At 63.5% G+C, this 13,739-nt stretch carries 15 protein-coding genes; 7 read left to right on the top strand and 8 right to left on the bottom strand.

What is annotated here, in order from left to right; all coding sequences use genetic code 11:
• The first annotated feature begins 16 nt into the window (after positions 1–16).
• The 4 genes from ACZ5TB_RS02015 to argC are packed head-to-tail and all read left to right on the top strand — an operon-like array spanning position 17 to position 3,691.
• Positions 17–1,420, top strand: coding sequence for a leucyl aminopeptidase family protein (locus ACZ5TB_RS02015; protein ID WP_464791823.1), 1,404 nt, complete (start codon positions 17–19; stop codon positions 1,418–1,420).
• A gap of 54 nt (positions 1,421–1,474) precedes the next feature.
• Positions 1,475–1,882 carry a MarR family transcriptional regulator gene (locus ACZ5TB_RS02010; protein WP_464792465.1) on the top strand — a complete coding sequence of 136 codons (408 nt, stop codon included), beginning with the start codon at positions 1,475–1,477 and terminating at the stop codon, positions 1,880–1,882.
• A complete protein-coding gene (locus ACZ5TB_RS02005) occupies positions 1,842–2,750 on the top strand; it encodes a C40 family peptidase (RefSeq protein WP_464791822.1) in 909 nt (302 codons plus the stop codon). Before ACZ5TB_RS02010 ends, ACZ5TB_RS02005 begins: the two co-directional genes overlap by 41 nt.
• Positions 2,747–3,691 carry an N-acetyl-gamma-glutamyl-phosphate reductase gene (argC, locus tag ACZ5TB_RS02000; protein WP_464779153.1) on the top strand — a complete coding sequence of 315 codons (945 nt, stop codon included), beginning with the start codon at positions 2,747–2,749 and terminating at the stop codon, positions 3,689–3,691. Before ACZ5TB_RS02005 ends, argC begins: the two co-directional genes overlap by 4 nt.
• 153 nt (positions 3,692–3,844) lie before the next feature.
• Here argC and ACZ5TB_RS01995 read toward each other — a convergent pair whose 3' ends face one another.
• A complete protein-coding gene (locus tag ACZ5TB_RS01995; RefSeq protein ID WP_464791821.1) occupies positions 3,845–4,054 on the bottom strand; it encodes a hypothetical protein in 210 nt (69 codons plus the stop codon).
• A 241-nt stretch (positions 4,055–4,295) separates the two neighbouring features.
• Between ACZ5TB_RS01995 and ACZ5TB_RS01990 the strand changes: the two genes are divergently transcribed.
• On the top strand, positions 4,296–4,466 hold the full coding sequence (locus ACZ5TB_RS01990) for a hypothetical protein (RefSeq protein ID WP_449471494.1): 171 nt from the start codon (positions 4,296–4,298) through the stop codon (positions 4,464–4,466).
• Positions 4,467–4,510: 44 nt separating this feature from the next.
• The gene (locus ACZ5TB_RS01985) at positions 4,511–5,839 is read left to right on the top strand and encodes a PQQ-dependent sugar dehydrogenase (protein ID WP_464791820.1); all 1,329 of its coding nucleotides are present in this window, start codon (positions 4,511–4,513) and stop codon (positions 5,837–5,839) included.
• A gap of 125 nt (positions 5,840–5,964) precedes the next feature.
• Here the strand turns inward: ACZ5TB_RS01985 and ACZ5TB_RS01980 are convergent, their stop codons facing one another.
• Entirely contained in the window at positions 5,965–6,783 is an 819-nt protein-coding gene (locus ACZ5TB_RS01980) for an ATP-binding protein (protein WP_464791819.1), read from the bottom strand.
• Positions 6,784–6,891: 108 nt separating this feature from the next.
• On the opposite strand from ACZ5TB_RS01980, the gene ACZ5TB_RS01975 reads away from it, so the two are divergent.
• On the top strand, positions 6,892–7,848 hold the full coding sequence (locus ACZ5TB_RS01975; RefSeq protein WP_464791818.1) for an L-threonylcarbamoyladenylate synthase: 957 nt from the start codon (positions 6,892–6,894) through the stop codon (positions 7,846–7,848).
• Positions 7,849–8,134: 286 nt separating this feature from the next.
• Here ACZ5TB_RS01975 and ACZ5TB_RS01970 read toward each other — a convergent pair whose 3' ends face one another.
• The 6 genes from ACZ5TB_RS01970 to ACZ5TB_RS01945 form a co-directional block, all read right to left on the bottom strand.
• Positions 8,135–8,401, bottom strand: a complete 267-nt coding sequence (locus ACZ5TB_RS01970; RefSeq protein WP_464791817.1) for a hypothetical protein — start codon at positions 8,399–8,401, stop codon at positions 8,135–8,137.
• Positions 8,402–8,583: 182 nt separating this feature from the next.
• The gene (msrA, locus tag ACZ5TB_RS01965) at positions 8,584–9,117 is read right to left on the bottom strand and encodes a peptide-methionine (S)-S-oxide reductase MsrA (RefSeq protein ID WP_464779146.1); all 534 of its coding nucleotides are present in this window, start codon (positions 9,115–9,117) and stop codon (positions 8,584–8,586) included.
• 42 nt (positions 9,118–9,159) lie between these two features.
• Positions 9,160–10,866, bottom strand: a complete 1,707-nt coding sequence (locus ACZ5TB_RS01960; RefSeq protein WP_464791816.1) for a long-chain-fatty-acid--CoA ligase — start codon at positions 10,864–10,866, stop codon at positions 9,160–9,162.
• A gap of 64 nt (positions 10,867–10,930) precedes the next feature.
• Positions 10,931–11,614: a DUF1013 domain-containing protein gene (locus ACZ5TB_RS01955; protein WP_464789126.1), complete on the bottom strand. Its 684-nt coding sequence runs from the start codon at positions 11,612–11,614 to the stop codon at positions 10,931–10,933.
• A 114-nt stretch (positions 11,615–11,728) separates the two neighbouring features.
• The gene (locus tag ACZ5TB_RS01950; protein WP_464791815.1) at positions 11,729–12,757 is read right to left on the bottom strand and encodes a glycosyltransferase family 4 protein; all 1,029 of its coding nucleotides are present in this window, start codon (positions 12,755–12,757) and stop codon (positions 11,729–11,731) included.
• The gene (locus ACZ5TB_RS01945) at positions 12,757–13,617 is read right to left on the bottom strand and encodes a UDP-2,3-diacylglucosamine diphosphatase (RefSeq protein ID WP_464791814.1); all 861 of its coding nucleotides are present in this window, start codon (positions 13,615–13,617) and stop codon (positions 12,757–12,759) included. The genes ACZ5TB_RS01950 and ACZ5TB_RS01945 overlap by 1 nt, the downstream gene beginning before the upstream one ends.
• Between the last annotated feature and the right edge of the window lie 122 nt (positions 13,618–13,739).

Genomic DNA, 13,739 nt, shown 5'->3' with positions numbered 1-13,739 from the left:
GTCCAGAATCCTGCCCATGACCGATTATTCCGACCTGCTGAAGGCAGATAACAATCAGCCCGCTCATATAATCCAGATCGTCGATGCGGAAAGCTTCGAAAACTGGCTTTCGGCGCAGCCGCAGCGCGTCCGGACGATCGTTGCGGCGCAGAAGTTCGCGGGCAAAGGATATGAGCATGCGATCATTCCGGGGGATGGCCCTTCGGACTGGTCGGTGGTCGCGGGGGTCGCGAACAAAGCGAAGCTCAGCAGTTGGTGCCTCGCCAAGCTGGCCGAAACATTGCCCGAGGGTCAATATCGTCTGGCGGACGGGACGACCGGGCCAGCCATGCTGGGCTGGCTGACGGCGCAATATCGGTTTGACCGCTATCGCCGCGACGAAAATGTCGCGGGACCGCGCGTGCTGTTGACAAGCGAGGTGGCGCAGATCGATGCGGCGGTCAGGCTGGCGGAGGCGGTGGCGCTGGTGCGCGACCTCGTCAACATTCCCGCTGGCGACATGGGGCCTCAACAGTTGGAGGAGGAAGCGGCGAAGGTCGCCGAAGCCTTTGGCGCGCGCTTTACGGTGACGAAGGGGGACCCGCTGGAGCAGGGTTTCCCGATGATCCATGCGGTGGGCCGGGCAGCGGGCAAGGACTTTGCCCCGCGCCTCATCGAATTGAGCTGGGGCAATGCCAAGCATCCGCGCGTCGCCATCATCGGCAAGGGCATCTGTTTCGACAGCGGTGGGCTGGACATCAAGCCATCGTCGGCCATGCGCCTGATGAAGAAGGATATGGGCGGCGCGGCCCATGCGATCGCGCTCGCCCGATTGATCATGGGCGCGCGCCTGCCGGTACAGTTGCATGTGCTGATCCCGGCAGCGGAAAATGCGGTGGGGGGCAATGCCTTCCGCCCCGGCGACATATTGCGGAGCCGCAAGGGGCTGACGGTCGAGATTGGCAATACCGATGCGGAAGGTCGGCTGGTGCTGGCCGATGCCTTGGCGCTGGCGGGAGAGGATGAGCCCGAACTCGTCATCGACTATGCGACGTTGACCGGCGCGGCGCGGGTAGCGGTGGGTCCCGACCTCCCTGCCCTCTTCACCAATGATGACGCATTGGCCGCTGAAATGGACGCGGCGGGCAGCGACGTGGACGACCCGAGTTGGCGCCTGCCATTATGGGATGGCTATGCCGACATGCTGAAGTCGGACATCGCCGATATCAATAACGCGGGCGAAGGGGGCTTTGCGGGCGCGATCACCGCCGCGCTGTTCCTGAAGCGGTTCGTGCCGGACAAGGCGAAATGGCTGCATCTCGACACCTTCGCCTGGCGGCCGTCGCCAAAGCCGGGGCGGCCGAAGGGTGGCGAAGCATTGGGCCTGCGCGCCGTTTTCCATATGCTGGAACAACGTTATGAAAAATCAGGGCAGAAATGACCTTTGGTACGGGGCCGTTACGCAACCGGATCGTGCATCGTGCGTTACGGGGGCATGGATGCCGCTTCTGCACAGGAACAGACTACTGAGCTGAACCGCCCAGGTCTGAAACAACTTGCCCAATGGATGCGCACGCTGGTCGATTATGTGCGATCCGGCAGGCCCGACCTTACCAACCGGCAAATGGCGTTGATGATGACCGTTTACATCAGCGCGGGGCCTCATACGGTGCGGGGACTCGCAGAGGCGCTGCATGTGTCGAAGCCGGTTATTACCCGCGCGCTGAACAAGCTTTCGGCGCTCGGATATCTTCGCCGAGAGCGGGATGCGGCCGATCGGCGTAATATTTTCATCACTCGCACCCCCAAAGGGGCGGAATTCCTTGACGCGTTTCACCATTTCATCGCAGGAACCGGCCGCGATGAACGCCACGACTTCAACTCTGCGGGACGCACCGCCTGAACGCATTCGGTTCAAACTTGATGGACGCTCCGTCAAGCTGGATAGCCGCATCCACGCTGCCCGCGGCGACCTGGCCGACCTGGCGCTGGCAGGGGTGCTGTTTTCGGCCCATTATGCCCGTTCGATAGAGATGACCTGCGTGGCTGCGGGCACGCCGCTGCTGTCCTCGCCCGCCATCACGGCTACGGCCGTCAGCGAATTGCTGCGCGGCGAAAGCTTCCATGCGCTGGACATGACCACGGACTGGGCCTGGGGCTTTTGCGGGCATGACGGCTATGTCGGCTATGTGCGGCGCGAGGCGCTGGACACGCATGAAGAGACGAACCACCGGATTTTCGCTGGCACCGCGCCGCTATTCAGCGCGGCCGACATCAAGTCGCCCATTCGCGATTACTGGCCGGGCGGCGCGCTGTTCACCGGACAGGCGGCGGACGGATTCGTCGCTTGTGCCGAAGGATATGTGCATGAGCGGCATGCCGTCAGCGCCGACGCGACGGAAAGCGACTGGGTCGCCGTGGCGCTGCGCTACCTTGGCCAGCCCTATGTATGGGGCGGACGGGGCCATCGCGGTATCGACTGTTCGGGACTGGTGCAGGTCGCGCTGGGTCAGTGCGGGATCAAGGCACCGCGCGATACGGATTTGCAGCGGGAAGGCATTGGCAACCCCCTGCCCTCCGACGAGCCGTTGAAGCGTGGCGACTTCGTCTTTTTCCCCGGCCATGTTGGCATCATGACGGACGGCGACAATCTGCTGCATGCCAATGCCCATTGGATGGCGGTAGTTGTTGAACCATTGGCGGATGTGGTCGCCCGGCTGGCGGCTGACCATGCGGAACCGATAATTTCGCGGCGGAGGATCGGCGCGTGACCCACAAGATTTTCATCGACGGCGGTGTCGGCACCACGGGGCTTGAGATTGTCGAGCGGTTGGCCGGAAGGCCCGAGCTGTCCTTTATCACGCTGGACGAGGACAAGCGGAAGGATGCGGCGGCGCGGCGGGAGGCTTTGAACGCCGCCAATATCGTGATCCTGTGCCTGCCCGATGATGCAGCGCGGGAAGCGGTGGCGTTGATCGACAATGACCGCACCCGCGTGATCGATGCATCGACCGCGCATCGCGTGGCGGACGGTTGGACCTATGGCTTTGCGGAGCTGGAGCCAGGGCATCGAGAAAAGCTGGCGAACGCGCGGTTCGTGTCCAATCCCGGGTGTTGGCCCACCGGCTTCCTGGCGCTGGTGCGGCCATTGGTGCTTGGCGGACTGCTGCCTGCCGACTGGCCGGTGACGGTGTCGGGCGCGTCGGGCTATTCCGGCGGCGGCAAGGCGATGATCGCGGAGTTTGAGGGGACAAGCGGCGCACCCAGTGCGTTCCGGCCCTATGGCCTGAGCATGACGCACAAGCATATCCCGGAGATGCTGCGCTATTCGGGGCTATCGCATCCGCCGATCTTTGCGCCTGCGGTGGCCAATGCCTATCGCGGCATGATCGTCGAAGTGCCATTGCAGCTGCGCGCTATGACGGGTGCGCCCAAGGTCGTGGACGTTCATGCCGCGCTGGCCGAGGCTTATGCGGGATCGCCGATCGTGAGCGTGGTTTCGCTTGAGGAGAGCGCTGCGATGGGTCAGGTCGCGATCGAGCATGTCGGTGCGACGGATCGACTGGCGCTGTTCGTGTTCGGCAATGAGGCGGCGGGTCAGGTGCGGCTGGTGGCGGCGCTCGACAATCTGGGCAAGGGCGCGGCGGGGGCTGCGGTGCAGAACCTCAATATTCTGGCGGGACTGCCCGAGACGGCTGGACTGCGGCTTTAGGGCACGCTGATGATAGGGCGCAGTGCGTCCAATCGAAACACTCAATCCGTTCGGGCTGAGCTTGTCGAAGCCCTCTTCTTCCTAAAAAAGTAGAGCCCTTCGACAAGCTCAGGGCGAACGGTATTGAGAGGGTGCCGATATAAAGCGCGAAGCTTAGTGAACCGTGCCGAGTGGCGCGTCGTGGGTAAGCAGCACGATCAGCCGCTCGATCTGGCGCCAGTGGCAGAAATGGATATGGTTGCCGAGGTCGCGGCTGCGGTCGGCGCGCGCGGCGGCTTCATAGCCCGCATTGTCACCAAAGGCCGCCATCAGTTCCGCCGCATCCTCATAGCTCTGGCGGTCGGAAAGATATGGCAACTGCATGTGAACCCCCGAAAAAATCTCGCCGCGATGGGAAACAAGGGTTCAATTGCCGTGCCAGTTTCCCGCTTCCACGGGTAGTGGCGGCTTTCGAGGGTGAATGGCGCGTTAGGCAAGTCCCGTTGCGGTACAGTCGTCCTGCAACGGGACTGGGCTGTCTCCCGACGGGACTGGGCTGTCCCGCGACGGGGCGATCCGCAAAGGCTCTGGCCTTGGCGAGCGGGTCGTGGCAAGGGCGGTGCCGATGACCAATGGCAAGAAGAATCCGACCGGCGCGGGCGCCATCATCGCGCTGCTGATATTGGGCGGCGCGATCATCGGCGGCATGATGGGGCAGCCGAGCGCGGGCCTGCTGACCGGCGCGGCGCTGGGGGGCATTATCGCGCTGCTGCTGTGGTTGCGCGAACGGGGCTGACGGGGCGCCTTGCCGCGCGGGAATTCGCAGCATAGACAGGCGGCATGAAGAAGCATCTGATCGCCATCACCCTCATCCTCCTGCTGATCGCTGGGGGCGTCATTTTCTATCTGGCGCAAGGGGATACGGCCAAGTTGGCGGCGGGCGCGGACACAGGCAAGGAGCCGGTTTTCACCTCTCCTCGCAGCGAGCTCATCCCCACCATCAATGTGGCCGACGTGAAGGTGTGGACGGCGGGCGAGAAGCCGGTGGCGGCGAAGGGCCTTGCCGTTGCGCGCTTTGCCGAGGGGCTGGCGCATCCGCGATCGATGCTGGTGCTGCCCAATGGCGACATATTGGTGGCCGAGACGAACAGCCCGCCCCGTCCGTCTGGCGGGATCGTCGATCGGGTGATGACGTACCTGATGGACAAGGCTGGCGCGGGCGTGCCTTCGGCCAACCGCATCACCTTGCTGCGCGACGCGGATGGCGATGGGCGGGCGGAGGTGAAGACGCCGTTCCTGACCGGGCTCAATTCGCCCTATGGCATGGCGCTGGTGGAGGGCACGCTCTACGTCGCCAACACCGACGCGCTGATGGCCTTCCCCTATAAGGAGGGCGAGACGCGGATCGCCGCCCAGGGGCGCAAGATTCTGAACCTGCCCGCGAATGCACCTAACCAACATTGGACGAAGAGTCTGGTCGCAGGTCCCACCGGGCTGCTCTATGTGGGCGTGGGGTCCAACAGCAACATCGCCGAGGGCGGCATCGACGCGGAGGCGAACCGGGCGGCGGTGCTGGAGGTCAACCCCAGGACCGGCGATTATCGCATTTACGCTTCGGGGCTGCGCAATCCGGTGGGGCTGGCTTTCGAGCCCAATAGCGGGGCGCTGTGGGGCGTGGTGAATGAGCGCGACATGCTGGGCAGCGATCTGGTGCCGGACTATCTGACGCGGGTCGAATTTGGCGGCTTCTATGGCTGGCCGTGGAATTATTGGGGCGGTTATGAGGACCGCCGCGTCCAGCCGCAACGGCCGGAAGTGCGCGAATATACCAAGCGGCCCGACTATGCGCTGGGCAACCATGTCGCGCCGCTGGGGCTGGCCTTTGCCGACAAGGTGAAGATTGGCGGGGCGTTTACGAACGGCGCCTTTGTCGGGCTGCATGGCAGCTGGAACCGCAAGCCTGCGGCGGGTTACAAGGTGGTCTTCGTGCCGTTCGAGGCGAATGGCGAGGTGGGCAAGGCGAAGCCGGTCGATGTGCTGACCGGCTTTCTGGGTGCCGACGGCAATGCGCGCGGGCGGCCGGTGGATGTCGCGGGCGACGCGAAGGGCGCGCTGCTGGTCAGCGACGATGTGGGCGGTGTGATCTGGCGGGTGACTGGCGCGAAGTGATTTAGAGCGTGGTGCACGTACTCTGAATCAATCACCCGGGTGGGGGCTCTCAGAAGAAGTAGAGTCCTTCGACAAGCTCAGGACGAACGGTATTAGGAGGCGGTGCCGATTTAAGGCAAGAAGCTCTAAACGGCGCGGCCGTTGCGGCCTGCCAGCTCCACCACATATTGCCAGGCGACGCGGCCCGAACGGCTGCCGCGCTGGGTTGCCCACTGGATGGCTTCGAGCGGGTCGAAGCTGAGGCCGAGACTGTCCGCATAGCCGCTGACGATATCGACATAGGCCTGCTGGTCGATGGCGTGGAAGCCGAGGCTGAGGCCGAAGCGATCGGACAGCGCCATCTTGTCGTCGATCACGTCGCGCGGATTGACGGGGTCGTCCTGCTCCGACAGGTGACGCGGGACGATGTGGCGGCGGTTCGACGTCACATAGAGGCGGACGTTGGCGGGCCGGGCCGCCGTCCCGCCCTGAAGCAGCGAGCGCAATGCTCGCGCGTCTCCTACGCCATTTTCGTCGAAACCCAGATCGTCGAGGAAAAGGATGAAGGGGCGCTGCGTCGTGCGCAGGAGGGAAAAGAGGCGCGGCAGGCTGTTCAGTTCATCGATCGCGCATTGTAGCAAGGCGATGTCGGCACCCTCCCGCTGGAGCCGGTCGATGACGGCGGCGACGACCGCGGATTTGCCCGTGCCGCGCGCGCCCCAGAGCAGCGCGTCATGCGCAGCGTGCCCTGCGGCGTGGCGGCGGGTGTTTTCGAGCAGCGTCGCCTTTTGCGCGTCGATACCGGTCAGCAGATCATAGTTCACCGGATCAAAGGCATCCACGGCCTGGATCGCGTGGCCATCCCAGACATAGGCGGACGCGGCGGTGAGATCGGCGGAAATGGCCGGTGGCGGCGCGATCCGTTCCAGCGCTTGCGCGATGCGGCTGAGAGTTTCCTTGTCCATAGGCCGGGCTTAATCCCCCTCCCCCGCCCCGGCAAGCCGCGTGGCCCTGTCATTCTTCTGTCGTAATGGACTTTTACTCTGCGGCGCTGGAGCTTATATCGCGGGGCCGTGACCATCCCAAATCCTGTCTATTCCACCCGGATCTGCCGCTATGGCGCCGAAGCCCTGCGTGAGGCCGCATTGCTGATCCGCGCGGGCGAGCCGGTCGCGGTGCCGACAGAAACGGTCTATGGGCTGGCCGCCGACGCGACGGACGAGAGCGCGGTCGCGGCGATCTACAGCGCCAAGGGGCGGCCGAGCTTCAACCCGCTGATCGTGCATGTTTCGGACAAGGAGATGGCGGAGCGGCTGGCGATCTTATCGCCCGTGGCGGACAAGCTGGCGGCGCGGTTCTGGCCGGGCGCACTGACCATGGTGCTGCCGGTGCGGGAGGGGAGCGGCCTGTCATCGCTGGTGACGGCGGGCTTGCCCACGGTCGCGCTGCGCTTGCCCGCCCACCCCGCCATGCGCGCGTTGATCCGGGAAAGCGGGCGGCCACTCGCCGCGCCATCGGCCAATCGCAGCGGCGCGATCAGCCCGACGCGGGCCGAGCATGTGTTGGCCAGCCTGAATGGCAAGGTGCGGCTGATCCTGGACGAGGGGCCGACGAGCGAGGGGCTGGAGTCAACCATCGTCGCGCCCGAGGATGACCGTATCCGGCTGCTGCGGCCCGGCCCAGTGACGGCGGCGATGCTGGAGCAGGCAACGGGCCTTCCGGTTGTGACTGGCGCGGCGGATGCCAAGATCGAGGCGCCGGGTCAGCTGGAAAGCCATTATGCGCCTTCAAAGCCGGTGCGGCTGAACGTGCTGCGGGCGGAGAAGGATGAATATCTGATCGGCTTTGGCCTGATGCCGTGCAATATCAATTTGAGTCCGGATGCCGATGTGCAGGAGGCGGCGGCCAATCTGTTCGCGGCGCTACATGTCGCCGATGCGAGCGCGGCGACGCATATTGCGGTGGCGCCGATCCCGGACGTGGGGATTGGGGTGGCGATAAACGACCGGCTGCGGCGGGCGGCGGCTTAATTCGCGACGTTGGAATTTGGGTTTGCGCAGAGGCGCGGAGGGCGCAGAGGTTTTTTCTGGTCCATTTGGCCCGTTTTCCTGTCACTGCGGACTCTGCGCCTCTGCGCGAAATCATTATGGCTGAGTATCTAGAGCAGAGTGCCTTTAATATGAATCACTCAACCCGTTCGGGCTGAGCTTGTCGAAGCCTCTTACTTTTTAAAGAAAGAAGAGAAGCCCTTCGACAAGCTCAGGGCGAACGGAACTTAAGGGTGTTAATACAAGGGAAGCGGAGTACCGCGCATCCTCAATCACAATCCCGATAGCCAGCACGCTTGCATTCGCGGCGGCGTTGTTCTTCCGCTTTCTTGCGTTCGCGGGCTTCGCGCGCCTCCTGTTTGCGCATACGGCGGCCGTAGTTGCGATCGGATTCTTCCTGGCTGGTGGTGGCCCAATCTGCGGCCTGCGATCCGGCGCGCACTGGCAGGGTGGCTACGTCCAGCGCTGTCTTTGCGATGCATCCCGGGAGGGTCAGCATTATTCCGGCTGCGGCAATCGTCGCGAATGGGCGCATGGATATTCCCCTGTGAAATCCTCGCCTGAATGGCATGGTCGGGATTAACCTTAGCCTAAGCGGGCTGCGCGGCGATCGACTGTCTCGGAGGCGGAAAGGCTGAGGCTCGCTGGCGCTCGCTACCCACCCCTTCCCCCTCCCTTGAAAGGGAGGGGCTTATTTTTTCTTTTATTCGGCCCAGATCAGCCCTCGATCCGTTCCGCAAATCCCTTGCGCAGTTTGGCGAGCTTGGGGGGGATGACCGCCATGCAATAGGGGTTACGGTCGCCGACGCGATCCCAATATTTCTGGTGATAATCCTCGGCCGGATACCATGGCGCGTCAGGTTCGATGGTGGTGACGATCGGGTTGCCATGATCCGGTTGCGCGCGGGCGATGGCGGCCTTGGCCTCCGCTTCCTGCTCCGGCGAATGGGGGAAGATGGCGGAGCGATATTGGGTGCCGATGTCGTTGCCCTGCCGGTTCAGCGTCGTCGGGTCGTGCGTAGCGAAGAAGATGTCGAGCAGGTCGCCATAGGAGATCACCTCCGGGTCAAAGGCGATCCGGATCGCTTCGGCATGACCGGTCGCGCCGGAGCAGACCTGCTCATAGCTGGGATTGGGCAATTGGCCGCCAAGATAGCCGCTTTCGACCGACCGGACGCCTTTCAGATTTTGGTACACCGCCTCGGTGCACCAGAAGCAGCCACCTGCCAGCGTCGCGATTTCTTCGGCCATTCGCCTGTTCCTTATCCTGTGTGGGGCACAAGATAGGAAGGTTCAGCCAGCCGTTCCAGCCTGCCCTGCTGCGCCTTGCGCCTTTGCACGTTCTTCGGCGACCAGTTCTTTGCGCGATAGCTTGCCGACCAGCGTCTTGGGAAGGTTCAACCTGACCTCGACCTCGCAGACTTTTTCATGCTTTCCGAGTTGGGGATTAAGCCATGCCTTCAGCGCCTCGCCGTCCGTCTTCGCGCCTTCCTGAAGCGTGACGAACGCTTTGGGGGACTCGCCGCGATAGGGGTCGGGGATGCCGATAACGAGCGCCTCTTTCACGTCGGGGTGGTGGTAGAGCACCTCTTCCACCTGGCTGGGGAAGACCTTGAAGCCGCCGACCGCGATCATGTCCTTCAGGCGGTCGACGATCTTCACATAGCCGTCCGCGTCGATCAGGCCGACGTCTCCGGTACGCAGCCAGCCATCGACGAAGACTTCCTTATCCGCGTCGGGACGCTGCCAATAGCCCTTCATGATCTGGGGGCCGGCAAAGACAAGCTCGCCGGGCTCACCGGCGGGCGGCGGCCGTGTCGGGTCCTCCCGATCCACGAGCTTTACGTGGGTTCCCGGGACGGGTTGACCCACGGTGCCGGGCTTGTTCAGCCCTTCATAGGGGTTGGAGCAGACGACCGGGCTGCTTTCGGTAAGGCCGTAGCCTTCGCACAGCTTGGCGCCGGTGGTGGCTTCAAACCGTTTCTTGAGTTCCAGCGGCAGCGGCGCACCGCCCGAAATGCATAGGCGCAGCGATGAGAAATCGATGTTGGGCGTCGCCGGATGATCGAGCAGCGCCTGAAACATGGTGGGGACGCCGGGCATTGAGGTCGGGCTCGTCCGCTGAATGGCGGCGAGCACCTGCACGGCTTCGAACCGGGGCAGCATCACCATTTCACCGCCGTTCAGCACCGTACGGTTGAGGACGCAGGTATTGGCGAAGACATGGAAGAAGGGCAGGACCGCGAGGATGCGGTCGATGGCCTCTGGATGCGGATCGATGAGCCTGATTTGACGGGCATTGGCGGTCAGGTTCTGGTGGGTGAGCATCGCGCCCTTTGGCCGACCGGTGGTGCCGCCGGTATATTGCAGCAGAGCGACGTCGTTGACCGGATCGATCGCGACCGGCGTAGGATCCTCGCCATGGCGCAGTAGGTCGGCATAGTTGGTGATGCGCGGGTCGTTCGGGACCTGCGCGGTTTCCTTGCGCTTGAAGAGGCGGAACAGCACCGATTTCGCGGGCGGCAGCACCTCTGCGACGCAGCCGACGATCAGCCGTTCGAGGCTGCTATTGTCCAGCACTTCCTGCGCCGTGGGCAGCAATGCCTTGGCAGAGAGGGTGAAGAGGATTTTGGTGCCGCTATCCTCGACCTGATGCTCCAATTCGGCGGCGGTGTAGAGGGGGGAGAAATTGACGACGGTCGCGCCCGCCATCATCGCTCCATAATAGGCCGCGACATAATGGGGGACGTTGGGAAGATAGAGGCCGACCCGGTCGCCCTTGCGCACGCCCAGATCCTGAAGCCCCTTCGCGACCCGGCGGATGACATGGAGCATGTCGCCATAGGTCGTCTTGCGGCCGAGGAAGTCGATTATCACGGCATCGGGATTGGCCGTCGCACTGTCCACGACCATGTCCACCATCGACATGGGAGGGAAGGACTGATCCCAAGGGAAAGGATGATTATAATGGTCTTTCCAGACCGTCTCGATGCTCTCCATTAATGAAGGTGTATGTCAGGCCCCTGCTTTACGCAAGCGTAAAGCGGGGCGCGTCAGGGCAGGATCAGACCTGGCCCTGATTGTTGCTGAACGGATCGAGGATCGTGGCGGCGCCAGAGATCAGCTCCGCCTCGCTCTTCAACGCTTGCTCGGCACGGCGGGCGGCGTCGTCACGCTCGCGGCGCAGTTCCTCGATCAGCGCCTCACGGTCGCCGTCCAGGCGCGAGTCAGTCGGCGCCTCGATGCCGAGCTTCTTCGCGGCCTTCGTCACCAGCGCGTCCAGCTCCCGCTGAGAACAGAGGCCGAGGGTCACCGGATCCTTGGGCACGATGTTGGAGATGTTCCAGTGCGTGCGGTCACGAATGGCGGCGATGGTGGTGCGGGTGGTGCCGATCAGCTTGCCGATCGCGCCATCCGAGATTTCGGGGTGGTTGCGCAGGATCCAGGCGATGCCATCGGGCTTGTCCTGACGCTTGGAAACCGGCGTGTAGCGCGGGCCTTTCGTACGGCGGACGGGTTCGGGGCCTTTCAGCATCTTGAGGCGATAATCGGCATTCGCCTCACCCTTGTGGATTTCCTCCATCGTGATTTCATGCGCGCGGACGGGATCACGGCCGGTATATTTGGTGCCTGCCGTGTCATCGGCGATCGCCTGCACTTCCAGGATATGCAGCCCGCAAAATTCCGCGATCTGATCAAAGCTGAGCGCGGTATTGTCGACCAGCCAGCTGGCTGTCGCATGGGGCATGAGAGGCTGGGACACGAGGATTCTCCGGCACTAAAAACAACAAGGGCCGCCCAAGCAGGGCGGCCACGCCCGTCCTGAGATAGTGCAAGAAGCCCCGTGGAGCAAGGAAAAGCGTCAGGCCGCGCTGTCTCTGACGAGAGGATCGATGTAGTGAAGGCCGGTCAGGAATTCGTCGGCGCTGCGTTCCCAGCTGAAGCTGCGGCCATGGGCGGCGCAGGCGGCACGGTCGCAACGCAGCGCGGCGGCGATGGCATCCTCCAGCCGTTCCGACAGCGCGCCGGTTTCGGGGGTCACGATGTCCACCGGCCCGCTTACCGGATAAGCGGCGACGGGGGTGCCGCATGCCAGCGCCTCGATCATGACGAGGCCGAATGTGTCGGTGCGACTGGGAAAGACGAACACGTCGGCACCCCCATAGGCGCCGGCCAGTTCCTCGCCGAACAACGGGCCAAGGAATCGCGCGTCGGGATAGGCGCGTTCCAACTGGGTCCGCGCTGGGCCATCGCCGACGACCACCTTGCTGCCGGGGTGATCATTGGCAAGGAAGGCTTCGAGATTCTTCTCGACCGCGACCCGGCCGACATAGAGCTGGATCGGGCGCGGGAGATTGGCGAATATCGCTGGCGGCGTTGCCACGGATGTGAAAGCGGACAGATCCACTCCCCTGCCCCATGGCCGGACCTGCGCCAATCCATAGGCGCGCAGTTGCTGGCGCACCGATCGGGTGGAGACCAGCACCGCGCGGGCAGGACCATGAAACCAGCGAATGTAGGACCAGAACCAGCGGGCGGGCAGTCCGGTTCGCCGCGACACATAGTCGGGAAAATGGGTGTGATAGGCGGTGGTGAACGGCACCCCGCCCCGCAGGCACCAGCGGCGCGCTGCTAGGCAGAGCGGCCCTTCAGTCGCGAGGTGAACGGCGTCCGGCTCAAAGGCCGCGATCGCGTCGCCTACCACGCCGGATCGCACGAAGGCCAGGCGGATTTCGGGATAGGTTGGACAGGGAAAGGAGCCATAGAGATCGGGCGAAATGACCTTGACGGCATGCCCCCGCGCCTCCAGCTCCGCCTGGATGGTCTGGAGCGTTCGCACGACACCATTCACTTGAGGCGACCAGGCGTCGGTCACGATGACGACGCGCATCAGGCGGCCATCCTTACCTGATCGGCGACGGCGCGCGCCGCAACCTCATCAGCCCAATGCAGAACCTCCATACGGCCGTCGAAATGTTCGACCAGGGCCGTGCATCCCTCGACCCAGTCGCCGTCATTATAATATTGGATGCCGCCAATCTCACGCATTTCGGCATTGTGGATGTGCCCGCAAACCACGCCATCGACGCCGCGCGACCCGGCCTCATGCGATACCACTTCTTCAAAGCGGGAGATGAACTCGACGGCGTTCTTGACCTTGTGCTTGGCCATTTTGCTGAGCGACCAATAGGGCAGACCCATGCGCTGGCGCACCGCGTTCACCACGACGTTGAGGCGCATCAGCAAGCCGTAGGCGGCGTCTCCCACGAAGGCGAGCCAGCGGTGGGCCAGCATGATCGTGTCGAACTCATCGCCGTGCAGGACGAGGAGCTTGCGGCCGTCGGCGGTTTCATGGATCGCCTTGCGCCTGATCTCGACCCCACCGAAGCTGAGGCCCGTGAACTGGCGGAACATCTCGTCATGATTGCCGGGAATATAGACGACGCGAGTGCCCCGCTTGGCCCGCTTCATGATGCGCCAAACGACGTCATTATGCGCGGCGGGCCAGTAGAAGCGCCGCTTGAGCCGCCAGCCGTCAATGATGTCGCCGACCAGATACATGGTCTCGCTATCGACGCTGTCGAGAAAGTCGATCAGCAGCTTCGCATTGCAGCCGCGCGTGCCGAGGTGGATGTCCGATATCCAGATAGTGCGGTAGCGGCGACGCTTGCCGCCATGTTCCGGTGTATCGAAATGCTGGGCGCCTTCGTCCATGTCCGCCAGGAAAGGCAGGCGTGTGATGGCATTCATGATGCAACCCCTGGAGCTATTGTCCTCGGGGCCGAATCCTTAGCGGCGCAATGTTACAATCCCGCAGCGAATGTGACGGAAATACTACAGTTTATAGGGTTTTACGGCTAAGCAAAATTGGA

The organism is Sphingobium sp. TomTYG74, from assembly GCF_055393875.1.
Note: the sequence above shows the minus strand (reverse complement) of the source record. Positions and strands in the feature narration are given on the sequence as shown.